Raw genomic sequence first — 12,759 nt, 5'->3', positions numbered from 1 at the left:
TAAGGCAGGTTTGGGCTTCTGGTACTGCTAACAGCGGGGCTCTCCCGCGAGTTGAACACAACAAAATCATGGTTTAGCGGACTTGAAATGCCAGATCATTGGTAGGAATGTCATCTTTCAGGCTCATCCAAAACGCAATTTTCTCCCGCTGCCAAGTGTAGGTAACCGCAATAGTATCGCCAAAGGAAATAATCGCTGGATATGAGAATTCATCATCAGGATTACCTGCTTCAATATCCAGAACCCGAGGCCAGGTTTGTCCATTATCGGTAGAAAGGGCAACAGAAAGTGGAGCGCGGGTACCCCAGTTTTTATTATCTCGGTTGTAGGCCAGAGCCAACGTTCCATCCGATAATTGAGTCAAATCAATCCCACTGTTGGGGTTGGGAAGCTCGGTACGGTATGCGGGTGACCAGCTTTGTCCGTAATCTTCCGAATCGCTGCGATATATGTAGCCCGCTGAGCTTCTGAGGAGCATATGCACTTGTCCGGGTGCTGATTCCCAGAGCGTAGGTTGAATAATGCCTTCTCCGACGAGAGAATCTCGGTCAATTTCAAGGTATTCCGACATCTGCCAGGTTTCTCCTTGGTCAGTGCTACGGTCAGTAAAGGCATTCCATACTTGATTATCTTCGTGAGAGGCTCCGGCTAGCCAGCTTCCATCCGAAAGAATAATGGGTTTATTACGAACCGGGCCCCGCCCACCTCGATCTCCCTCGAGGAGCTCTCGGGCTTCGCTCCAGCTATTTCCACCATCCGTAGAAGTTTTCACCCAAGTTTCCCAGTGATCTATTTCTTTTCCTACCTTAAAGTAGAGATAAATCTTTTCATCGGGGGCTTGAAACAGCACTGGGTTCCAGTGAGGCTCTTCCCGTATTTTGGCAATTTCTTTGGGCTTCGTCCACCGCTCTGGCCGTCCTATTGATAACCAAACCCCTACATCGTCATCTTTTTCTTCCGTTCCACCAAACCAAGCTACCAAGAATTTTCCATCGGGTCGCCGAAGAACCGTAGAAGCATGACACTGTGGAAACGGTTGTTCATCGCCAAAAATGAAATCCTGTACTGGTAAAGATGGTTCTTCGGTGATTTTGCTTTCTTCTTGAGGTTGAGATGCTGTAGAACACGCAACAAGCGAAACAACGCCCAAGAGCAGAGCTATTGCTAACAAACGATAGAATATAGATTGGGCAAGTGGTAAATTAGTCGGCATTAGTTACTTATAGGTTGTATAAGAAGACTCAATTACGATGCATCTGAGTCGTCAGTTGAAAGTACAAAATGAGTGCTAGTACGCCAAGAATAGCGGAAGATTCTTGGTATGCTAATGGGGCTGCTAGAAACAGCTAGGCTCTTTGGTAAATCACATTTAAGCGCCAGCTCCCTTTTCTTTTATAACCAAAGTGCTTAGAAGAAAGTGGCTGTTCGATAGGTTTAGATAAAACTCTCCCAAAATTAGCCGAACAATAAGCTTGTTTATGCTGATTGGGGTTGTCGGCAGAAAGTACGTATGTACTGTAATGCAAGTATATTTTAAGCATCTTAGCAGAAATGGTGGTTTATTGTGAATAAAATTATTTATATAAAATTTCTATTTATTTAATAGAAAAAAGAATATATAAAAGTGGTATTAGTGAGAACTAATTCTCATCGTTAATCTGTTGTTTACTTGTTCCTTTACTCGTGATTTACCCTACTTTGCGTACACTTTCATTGTCAATCTGTTTATTACTTCTATTAACTATGGCGTGTAAAGCTCATAATAATTATGATGCTGATTCAGTAGTATCTGATGTTGCAGCTTTCACTAAGAACAAATCCATTCCGGATGAGATGCGATCGGTCATCATTGCTGCTCTAAGCCAATATCCTGATTTGGTAGATACTCGAATTGAATTTCGCTACGAAGATGAGATTCGGAAGTCGGTAATGCAAGCTCAGCCTAAAGTAATGAGCTTGCTCCGAGGAAAGTCTAAGCGGGCTTATATTATTAAGATCAGTCGGTACTTAGAGCTAAATAATAAGAACCTGGATATTAGTACACTTCCGTTTGAGGTACTAGTAGGCTGGATTGCCCATGAGCTGGGACATATAATGGATTACCACGACCGCAGTGGGCTAGCGATGATGAGTTTCGGTATAAAGTACTGGCTATCAGAAAAGTATTTGAAAAAGGCAGAGCGGAGAGCTGATATGTACGCTTTAAGACATGGCTTAGGAGATGAAGTGGTAAAGACCAAGAAGTTTATTCTTAACCATGCTGAAATTCCCAACTGGTACAAAGCTAGGATAAAGCGGCTGTACATGTCGCCTAAGGAGTATTCTCAGTTAATTAGTGAGGATACTACGGCACCTTAGTTAAGGTATAATTTTCCTGGGCAAACTCTTCCCACTCGGCAAATTTCTCTTCGCTCATCACTCGTGAGGTTTTCACTTGTCCACCTTTTTTCTTGCTGCGTTCGCTCCAGTTGTAGAAAATATCGGTAGGAACTACTTTTACCTCTACGCCTTTCAGGGCTTTGCTACGGGCTACACTGTAGTTTTTGTTCATATTGCTAAGCACCTCATCCAGGAGTTGAGTTGCTTTACGCTCGTCTATGGTTTCATCAGAACCCAAGTACCAGCGGTGAATATATTCCTGGTCAGCATTGCGCCGAACTGCCGCTACAGTGAACTCAGGAATGGTTACATCAAAGTGTTCTTCTAGCTTTTGAATGGCATCGTTCATTTTATGAACCGAAAGCTGAGAGCCTACTACATTTAAGAAGTGCTTGGTTCGCCCAGTGATTCTGATTTCATGACGACCCTTATCAGTAAACATAATCGTATCACCAATCATGTAACGCCAGGCACCCGCTACAGTAGTGATAATCAGTACATAATCTACGCCTTCTTCAACCTCAGCTAGCGTAAGTACCTCGGCGTCTTCCCGCACATTTCCCTCTTCGGTCAGGTTTTTTTCCTCAAAGGGTACAAACTCAAAGTAAATACCATTATCTACTACCAGTGACATGGCGTTGGTATCAGGGCGGTTTTGGAATGCCAGAAAGCCTTCGGATGCCAAATAGGTGTCTAAGTAGATCAGTGGGTGCGCCAGTAATTTTTCAAAACTCTTTCGGTAGGGTTCAAAGGCCACTCCGCCGGGCGTGTACACCATCAGGTTAGGCCAAATCTCGTGAATATTTTTTAAGCCATGATAATCGATTACCTTTTTCAGCATCAGCTCAATCCAGGAAGGAATGCCGGATAATGCGCCGATATCCCAGGTTTCGGCTCGTTCAGCAATTTTTTGCACCCGGGTATCCCAATCGTCAATTTGAGCAATTTCGTCGCCCGGTTTGTAGTACCCCTTAAACCAAAACGGAATATTGCTGGCACTTATGCCGCTAATCTCGCCTTCTAAGTAGTTACCCTGATTTTGCAAATCGGTACTGCTACCCAGCATCATAATCTCTTTTTCAAAAAACTCGGGAGGCAGATCGAAATTAGCCAAACTAGTTACTTGCTGTATACCCGTATTTCGAATAGCTGCTAACATTTCATCGGTGACCGGAATTCGCTTGCTGGTGCTACCCGTGGTTCCTGAACTGAGGGCAAAATAGTTGGGTCTGCCGGGCCAGGTTATATCTTGTTCACCCTCTAACAGTTGGTACCACCACTCATCATAAATTTTCTGATAATCGTGAAACGGCACGTGTTGCGCGTAGGATAGTGGTAAATTTACACTCTTTAGAATACCATTGAATTTGTATTGTTGACCAAACGCAGTGTCTTTAGCGGTAGTAAGCAACTTTCGTAGTACTTGTTGCTGGGCTTCAACTGCGTTAGGTTCAGGCAATAACTTATCAGTAAGCTCAATTGCTGTTTTAATAAAATTTCCGAGAATAGCCATAGTGATGCTAGGTTAAAAAGTATAATCAAAGGACTAACAAACAAACAATTTTGTTTGCGTTGGTCGATGTTTTAAAAAGTCTTACAGTGGCATTTACGAAAAAAAAGGACACACGTTGAGTTTGGTGAGTTTCATCTTCGTCTCTTAGGTGAAATTATCTCATCGTTCTACAGTAAAAAAGCATCACACGGATGGTGCGATGCTTTTATCTTTAGTAAATCTTGTTATGAGTAACTACTGATCCCACCAGAAGCGGTCTTGTAGATTGGGAGTAGAAGTAGGAATATTATTGGGATTAAGTAGTCGCTCTTCCTGCGGATAAGGCAGGCGACGGGGAACTTCGCCATTGCTATTAAAAGCATTCACTCCGTTGGGCACTGTTTCTAATTCGGGATAGCCAGTTCGACGGTAGTCGTTCCAGGAAATTAGGCTTTGTGAGTAGCAAGCGATATACTTCTCGTTAATTAATACTTCTAGCTTATCAGTGGCGGCAGCCCAGTTAGCATCAAGTTCGGCTTGATAAGCTTCTGGTACCGGGGCACTGGTAATTTTCAGAAAAGAAGCCATGATGGCTTCATCTAACGCCACCTTTGCAGCAGCTACATCGGGGGTAGCTTTTGCTAGATGCGCTTCGGCTTCAATAAATTTTACTTCTACGTAACTCATCAGCACTACCGGAGAGTTGATGCTGGTGTAGTAACCGCTAAATTCAAAACCATTTTCACCATCTACTAAGAAGGGACGGCGGGTATCATTTTCTGAAAACGTGCTTACAAAATAGTCATCCATTCGCATATTTCCCGAACGTCTCTGGGTGAACTGGTACTGGGGATTAGGTTCAGTCGCCGACGTGCCGAACGTCATCTCGTAATCCTCAGCGTTAGATGAGATAGCGGAGGGGATCAGTGCCAAAGCTTCTTCGTAAGCAGCCGGGTTACGTTTGCCCTGCTGAAATGTGTAGCGAAGCCTCAATGAGTTCGCTGCCTTAATCCATAATTCCAAATTGCCATCAAAAATCAAGTCATCATTTCCTGGGCTACCACCCGGACTTTCATCTGCACTTAAATTAGCGATAGCTTCGTCTAGTAGTTGAGGCAAGGTAGTGGTGTACAATGCTTCTTGTTCGTCGTAGCTCGGAGTAAAATTTCCCTCATCACCTTCAAAAGCAGTAGAGTAGGGAATACTACCAAATGCATCCGTAAAATTACCAACACCGGTAGCCATCAGTACTTCGGCTATTCCCTGATAGTGCGGGGTATTTTGCTCTTCGGCTTTTTCAATTACGGTATTAACAGTATTTAAGGAGTTGTGGTACATCCGTTGCCACATACCGTCTGTATCAGCATCGCGGATAAGGTAGCGCCAATTATCCTCTTGTTGGGTGGAACCAATACCTCGGAACTGTTGAGTCAGCAAGCCACTGAAGCGAACAATCTCCCCGCCAACGACCCATGAAACGGCGGTCTCTCCGGAAGGAAGTAGCGCACTCACCGATACATCGGTAGGAAGAGCCGGGTCTACGTTGGTATCGCCAAATTCACAGGAGCTAACTACTACTGTTAGGGATAATGCTAGTAAGCTTATTTTTGCAATATATTTATTCATCGTTGCTATTTTTAAAATGGAAAAAGGCTAAAAAGTTAGGCCAACACTCACCCCGTAGCTTTTGGTGTTGGGGTTATTAAAGTAATCGTATCCTTGAACATTACTGGAGGCACCTGTTAGGTTAGTTTCGGGGTCAATGCCTGTGTAATCAGTAATTAAGAAAAGATTACGAGCTATAAAGCCAACATTCACTCCGGTAAAAGGGCTGCTCTCTAGCCATCGGTTAGGTAATTCGTAACTGAGACTCAAATCACGTAGTCGTATCCATGAACCATCTTCAATAGTAAGTTCAGTGAGGTTGACAAAGCCGTAGTTTTGGTAGAAGTTGACACCGCCGCCAATACCCCCCTTCACTACTTCTTGGGTGTTCACCTGTTCGGTAGGGACTACCGAGCCATCACTCTGAATTTGCCCAATAACTCCATCGAACACTACGCGCTCGTTACGATCCAGCGTTTCGGCACCTACTCCAAAGTTGTTTAGTACCCCTTTTGTACCATTATAGATATCGCCGCCCTCGCGGATATCCAATAGGAAGGATAATCGGAACCCTTTCCAGGTGAAGGTATTTCGGAAGCCAATGAGAAAATCAGGATTCGGGTCGCCGAGGATACCTTGGTCAGGGTCTTCAAATGGTAAGCCATTGTCGGCATTAATAACTACCCGACCCTGATTGTCGCGTAGAAAGCGAGAGCCAAAAAACATTCCGTAGGGTTGGCCTTCAGCAATTCGCTGAGTTCCAAAAGGATCTAGCGTGATGAAGGGGATACCTGGAGCCAGCTTTTCTACTTCATTGCGGATGTGAGTAAAGTTGACGGTAGCATCGTAGCTAAAGGCCCCACTATTAATGACATTAGCAGTTAATGCAGCCTCAAAACCGAAATTTCTAAGCTCTGCCGAATTAACCGCACGCTGTTGCCAGCCACTGGCACTTGGAATGCCAATATTGAGAATTGCATCGGTAGTGATGGCATCGAAGTAGGTGACATCCAGACTAATACGTCCACTGAGGAACTGCAAATCGGCTCCTACTTCAAGCGTAGTGGTAGTTTCAGCTTTTAACTGATCGTTTCCCAATAAACCATTAGGGTTGAAAGCGTTAAGGCCAAAAGCAGGGAAAATAACTCCCTGGGGGTTAGTCCAGCCGTCTCGTACGCGCGATTGCGAAAACCCATTATTGGTAACGGCAAATGAAGCATCATTACCTACCTGGCCCCAGGAGGCGCGTAGCTTACCGTACGAAAAAATAGGGTTATCAATATCAAATGTATTGGTAAAGTCCCAGCCGATACTTGCAGCGGGATAAAAGAATGAATTATTTGCTTCGGGTAAAGTCGATGACCAGTCGTTTCGTCCACTTAGGTTGATAAAAAGTTGTTCAGCAATGTTCAAGTTAAGCGTGCCGAACAAGCCGTACAACTTCCTTCGGACAACCCCTTCCGATACATTTACCGAAGTAGCACTGGCTATATTAAAGAAGCCTGGTGAGGCAAGCCCTTGGCCATCAATCCGATTAATGGCTACATCCTTACTGTAATAATTATGCCCTACCGTAAAATTCAGACCAATTGTTTCGTTGACATCTTTGTTAATCGTCATTAAAAAATCAGAGTTGATGTCTTTGCTGTTAATGGTCTGATTGATGGCCTGTCCGGCTTGTACACTGGAAGAGTTGACATCATTTCGGAATAAGCGCTCATCGCTGTAGGTATCTACCCCCACTCGGTAGGTGAAGTTAAGCCACGGCAGGGCATCGTACGATAATTGAGAGTATCCAATAACTCGGTTTACATCATCGGTAGTGAAGTTTTTATTGACCGTGAAGTACGGATTGTCGTAAACACTTCCGCCTCGGTAATCCCGCTGCGTACCATCTTCAAATTCAAACCCCGCACTATTATCAAAGCTAGGGGAAGTTCGTATTAGGCCTAGCATCAATCCTGAGGTATTGGAGCCATTTTGTATCCGCTTACCCCCGGAATTAATGTAGTTGGCCGAGAAGGTAACGTTAAAGTTTTTAAAGACTTCGGTAGAAGTAGTGGCCCGCAGGCTGGTTCGGTCAAAAAAGCTATTGGGCATAATGCCCGTTTGGTCTAAGCGACCCACCGAAAAGAAGTAATTGGTGACGGCCGTACCACCTGATACGCTGATATTGTGCGTAGCATTGCTTCCGGTCTGGAAAAAATCGTCGGCATTGTTGTAGGATCGGGCTACCCGGTCTGTGGCACGAGGATCATCGGCAGGTACAATTAATCCGAAAGGATCCCAGCGACTTTCTTCATCGGCATAACGGAGATCAGCAATACGGGGTCCCCAACTGGTACTGGTAGAAAAGCCATTCATAGCCGCTTCAAAGGTAGGAACTCCGTCTACCAAAGAACCCTGGGCGTACTCAGTCTGTAAATCAGGTAGCTTATTTACTTGGTCAATGGTGTAGCCAAAGTCGTACGAAATTCTAGGCTTGGTATTGCGTGAGCCCTTTTTGGTAGTGATCACAACCGCACCGTTGGCAGCCCGAATTCCGTAGAGAACCGTAGCGGCTGGCCCTTTAAGAACCGTGAGTGATTCAATATCTTCGGGGTTAATATCAATCGCCCGATTAGAGTTAGTAACACCGCCCGAACCCAAATTAGATACATCATCTTCGGGTGAGTCTTCGGTATTGTACGTGGAGTTATCGATGGGTATACCATCAATGAGAAATAATGGAGCATTGCTACCCTGCACCGTTCTGTTGCCTCGGATTCTTATCTGAGCCGCAGCCCCGGGAGTACCGGATGAACTAGTCACTTGTACTCCCGCTACTTTTCCACTTAATGCAGTAACAAAATTGGTTTCTCGGGCTTGCACAATCTCTTCCGCATCCACATTCTGAATGGAATACCCTAGCTCACGCTTGTTAGATTCTATTCCCGCTGCTGTAACTAGTACCTCCGAGAGCTGGCGGGTATCCGATTCCATGGCCATATCTACGGTTGATCGTCCGTTTACTGCTGCCGTTTTCTGGGTAAAACCAATAAAGCTAAATGTTAGTGTAGGATTCTCCGTATTTAAGGTAATGCGATACTCACCATTGAGGTCAGTGATGGTACCGTTGGTCGTGCCTTCTTCCAGCACATTTACTCCGGGCAACGGGGTCTGATCATCGGCTGAGGTGACTTTTCCGGAGACGACTTGCTGAGCGTGACTCCAGTGGGCTAGCAAGCATAAGCTGAGCATTCCCCAAAGAGGTAAAAATTTTTGCATAATAAGATAGATGTATAGTGTGAGTTAATAAATGACAAGTAGGATGCCTAAAAAATGAAATTTTCTAATTGATAAAGGTAAGGGCACTGAGGAAGCGAGGTAATCCCCTGTCTGTAGGGATTTTGTGGAGCTACCGATGCGATAAATGGCTGTGCGTGTGCAACGAATCAGAGATGTTATTACACTATTCTGGCAATGAATTGCCGATGGCATCCTATAGATTCTTTAATTAGATGAGATTAGGACAAAAATGAATCATCACCCAAGATGGGGGGCAAAGGAAGATTGAACAAAAGTAAATAGCCCAACTATAACGGATTTAATGGCTTTTACTAATTCCAATTTTAGGACATAAGCAATTGGTGATTCGGTGTACGTTAATGTCTACCCCGATGCGAGCTTGTTCGGTCGGCAATAGTTTTAATTTGGTATGATTTACCTTCGTGGTAGGTAGAATTCGAGATTAGTCCATTAATTTACTCGGTAGTGAGTGTAGTCATAGCCTTCGGAGTACGCGTCCGAGTAAACAGTTGAATGGAAGTTGGTACAGTCACTTCATCGTAGGTGCAAAGAGAGATAATGCAGGCACTTAGTTGCTCAAATAGCGATGTGTAGCCTTGGTCGTACAGATCAAATAGCGCTGTTTCGGGCAAATCTTGTACTACTGCTGGTAATCGCTTAACGGCAATATGAATATCAAAATCGGCAACCATACTCTTGGAAGAATTGATCGGTAAAATTGTTTAGTCTTCGCACAGAAAAAAAGCCTGCTTATCAGGCAAATCTCAGATTTCGTTATATTGTGCTACCACAAACTTTTATGCTGAGGTCAACTATCCATTATCAACCTTCTATTGTCAATTATTATAAATTCCTATGTACAATCGCTTATTTTTTCTAGCCGCATTCTTATTATCACTTTTTTACCAACCTACACTGGCCCAGTGGCTGCCTGATCACGATTTTTTAACCGAAAAGTACGATCAGCTTCATGCTTCGCCCACGCAGGAAAAATTCCGAAAGCTGGCTCCGATGCCCGCCGGAGTAGTCTACATTCAGCATCCCGATGAAGGGGAAGAGGAAATTCGCTGGCATTTCCGTACGATGAAGGAGTTGGGGTACAACTCCCTGAAAGGAATCTATCCGGTTAGCGGCTGGACGGTAGAGCAGATACAGTTACTCGCTCTGGAAGAAGGAATTATCCCTTGGTGGTACGGGCAGGGTGGTTGGGAAGAAATTACTGATGAACTGCTTAAAGAGCTAAAAATTGATGCTGATCTACCGATGGCTGAAATTAGGGAACACCCGAAGATGGTAGAGTATCAGCAGAATTTGCTCAAAGATCGGGTGGAGCGCACCATTGCATATTTGGAAAAAACTGGAGAACAGAAAGCTTTACAAAGCAGCTTTCGCGCACATGACCCTACTATTGGTGCGCGAGGGTTGGATTTGACCGGAGAGGGTAAAAAGCTATTTCTTCAATGGGCTGAAAAGCAGTACGGAACCATTGAACAGTTAAATGATGCTTACAACGTTCATCACGCCAATTTGAAACCCGCTGGGGGCACCGTTTTCCAGTCGTGGGATGATTTTGCTGAACGCTGGGAGCAATCCAATCATCGGGAACTGCGGGTTAAGCGGGATATTATGCGCTTTAAAGCCGATCACGCCCACAGTAATATTCAGCAGGTAACGAAGAAGTACCAGGAGTTCTACCCCCACGCTCCGTTTCGGGCCGGAGGTGAACTGGGATTGTTTCTGCCCCAGTCGTGGTACGGAGTAGATTTGGAAGGCATTGCCGAAGTGATGAAAGACGGGGGCACGCTGTATCCATCCATGCATTTTTCCTGGCATTACGGACAAGTAGATAACGAGCTGGTTCGTCCGTTTTACATGCAAGCTTCGTTTATGGCCGATTTATTCAAAGGCGGTTGGTCGGCTGCTTGGGAGAGTACCGGCGGCCCTCAGCAGTTTGACGGCGAAAAGACGAGTGATGAGAAAGGCTTTTACGTAGACGAAGGTACGATCACGCAGTTTTACCTTACCCAATTAGCATCAGGTTTCCGAGGATTTGGTATTTGGTGCTGGAGCATCCGCAGCGCGGGAAAGGAAGGCGGAGAGTATAGTTTACTGGATCGGAATAATCAGGTGACCCCTCGGGCTCGTAAGCTCGGCCAGATTGGCCAGGCACTAGATCGCTATCGTGAAGAGCTGTGGGAAGCCCGAAAGGAACCACTAGTGGGCGTGTTGTATAATTGGGACAACGAAGGCATTTGGGCGGCAATGTCGGTTCGCCAGCGCGATGCCTTCCGGATGCGCCCGATTGAAGCCCGGATTGGGGCGAGTCGCGCGTTGATTAATGCCAATGTGCCCTTTGAGTACGTTACGGCCAGCGATTTACGTAATGGCTTAGCCCCTCGCTACCCAATTATATACTTACCTGCCCACTTAGCGATTAACCGCGATCTGCTAGATATTTTGTACGACTACGTGGAACAAGGTGGACGACTAGTAATGGATATGCCCTCGGCTTGGTACGATGCTTACTCTAAAGTACTACCTACTGGCAAAGATTCTAAATTTGAGAAGATTTTTGGCGTGACGCTAGACGACTATCAGTATTCTGGATTTAACCGCAGTTTCAAACTGGATAGCCTGGACATCAAAGGCACCTTTGTGCATATGACTCCTACTACCGCCCAGGTAAAAGACTACTTTGATCACGGGAAACCCGCTATTACAGAAAACCGAGTAGGGGAGGGGACGGCGGTAGTTATTGGCTACGATGCTTCACTCATGACTTTTGAACTGGGGAATACGTTAGCGGAGAAAATGTTGCTGGACTACACCTTAGGCAATTACGCATCGCCTTACGCTTGCGACGATGCCATTGTCTACCGTCTGGCTGCGCCCGATGCCGATCACTACGTATTGGTGAACGACGGCACCCAAACCCAAGTGCAACTGGATACCAAAGACTTTCAATACCAATCTGTTGAAGACGCTATCACTGGGGAAACGTTAGAATTAGGTGCTGCTATTGCATTGCCAGCGCATAACGCTCGCTGGTTGCGGTTGGTGAAGTAAATAACTACACTTTCTTATCCAGATTTCAAGGAAGTACATACCAATTACTACCCATCCACTCTTTGTTTTTCCTTACCATATTTCCGGGCGGTTTCAAAGAAGAATAAAGTACTTTTTCTAGGTTGTCAGCTCACTGTTGATGAGGAAAAAAATCGTTTGGCTCTGGTATACGTATTATGCAATTTTTCTCAAAATGTGGGGTAAATTTTGATTACTGTTAAAATTAGCGTAAACTTATTCAATTAGTTTAGCAGGGTACTAATATGACAGCGGCCCACCTTCAGCATTTATGGATATTACTAAAGCAAGGCGATTATCAAGCATTTGAAACAATCTACCGCCAAACTTACCCCATTATGTACCGCTATGCTCTCCGTATCATTCCTGGTACATCGCAGGCCGACCAAAGCATTCAAAATGTATTTGTAAGAGTTTGGGAAAGCAGAGAACACTTAGCGGAAGTAGAAAAACCGCAAGCGTATCTGTTGGCTTCATTACGACGTGAGCTGTTAGCTGAAAAAAAACACAGTTCTAAACTTGTGTATCTCTCCGATATTTCTCCCTCATTTAGCTATTCTCCTCAAGATCTAAGATTCCAACAAGAGGAAGTAAAGTTATGCCAAAAGAGTGTAGCTCGGGCACTGAACAAGCTACCGGAAAGGCAGAGAGAGGCGATTTACCTTCGGTTTTACGAAGAGCTTCCGCTTCAGGAAGTGGCAGATATTATGAACGTCCGCTCACAGTCGGTGCAAAATTTTGTGTACCGAGGATTAGCTACTCTTCGGGACGATGAGACCTTACAAGGAATTGCCAATGTCAAGCTAACAGACATTGAGTATGCCGCTCTAATTGTTTCTTTGCTAAGCGGGTTATCAGCGTAAGAGGTGTTTTTATAATATTTTTATTTTTTTGGCTTTACAGACTAAGTG

General features: G+C 44.8%; 8 protein-coding genes. 3 read left to right on the top strand and 5 right to left on the bottom strand.

The genetic code is table 11. The features are described from left to right. Positions 1-73: 73 nt before the first annotated feature. Positions 74-1,213: a sialidase family protein gene (locus P0M28_RS29470; protein WP_302207098.1), complete on the bottom strand. Its 1,140-nt coding sequence runs from the start codon at positions 1,211-1,213 to the stop codon at positions 74-76. A 530-nt stretch (positions 1,214-1,743) separates the two neighbouring features. On the opposite strand from P0M28_RS29470, the gene P0M28_RS29465 reads away from it, so the two are divergent. Next, positions 1,744-2,358, top strand: coding sequence for a hypothetical protein (locus tag P0M28_RS29465; RefSeq protein ID WP_302207097.1), 615 nt, complete (start codon positions 1,744-1,746; stop codon positions 2,356-2,358). Here P0M28_RS29465 and P0M28_RS29460 read toward each other — a convergent pair. From P0M28_RS29460 to P0M28_RS29445, 4 genes are all read right to left on the bottom strand, one after another. Further along, on the bottom strand, positions 2,345-3,892 hold the full coding sequence (locus P0M28_RS29460) for a GH3 family acyl-acid amido synthetase (RefSeq protein ID WP_302207096.1): 1,548 nt from the start codon (positions 3,890-3,892) through the stop codon (positions 2,345-2,347). The genes P0M28_RS29465 and P0M28_RS29460 overlap by 14 nt on opposite strands. A gap of 234 nt (positions 3,893-4,126) precedes the next feature. Further along, a complete protein-coding gene (locus P0M28_RS29455) occupies positions 4,127-5,497 on the bottom strand; it encodes a SusD/RagB family nutrient-binding outer membrane lipoprotein (protein WP_302207095.1) in 1,371 nt (456 codons plus the stop codon). Positions 5,498-5,524: 27 nt separating this feature from the next. Further along, a complete protein-coding gene (locus P0M28_RS29450; RefSeq protein ID WP_302207094.1) occupies positions 5,525-8,743 on the bottom strand; it encodes a SusC/RagA family TonB-linked outer membrane protein in 3,219 nt (1,072 codons plus the stop codon). A gap of 476 nt (positions 8,744-9,219) precedes the next feature. Further along, the gene (locus P0M28_RS29445) at positions 9,220-9,456 is read right to left on the bottom strand and encodes a hypothetical protein (protein ID WP_302207093.1); all 237 of its coding nucleotides are present in this window, start codon (positions 9,454-9,456) and stop codon (positions 9,220-9,222) included. A 163-nt stretch (positions 9,457-9,619) separates the two neighbouring features. Here P0M28_RS29445 and P0M28_RS29440 point away from each other — a divergent pair, with 163 nt between their 5' ends. Both P0M28_RS29440 and P0M28_RS29435 read left to right on the top strand, forming a co-directional pair. Then, positions 9,620-11,830, top strand: a complete 2,211-nt coding sequence (locus P0M28_RS29440; protein WP_302207092.1) for a beta-galactosidase trimerization domain-containing protein — start codon at positions 9,620-9,622, stop codon at positions 11,828-11,830. A gap of 263 nt (positions 11,831-12,093) precedes the next feature. Continuing rightward, positions 12,094-12,711, top strand: a complete 618-nt coding sequence (locus P0M28_RS29435) for an RNA polymerase sigma factor (RefSeq protein ID WP_302207091.1) — start codon at positions 12,094-12,096, stop codon at positions 12,709-12,711. Positions 12,712-12,759: the final 48 nt, after the last annotated feature.

Origin of the sequence: Tunicatimonas pelagia, from assembly GCF_030506325.1 — a bacterium.
GTDB lineage: Bacteria > Bacteroidota > Bacteroidia > Cytophagales > Cyclobacteriaceae > Tunicatimonas > Tunicatimonas pelagia.
This window is presented reverse-complemented; position numbering and strand designations above follow the sequence as displayed.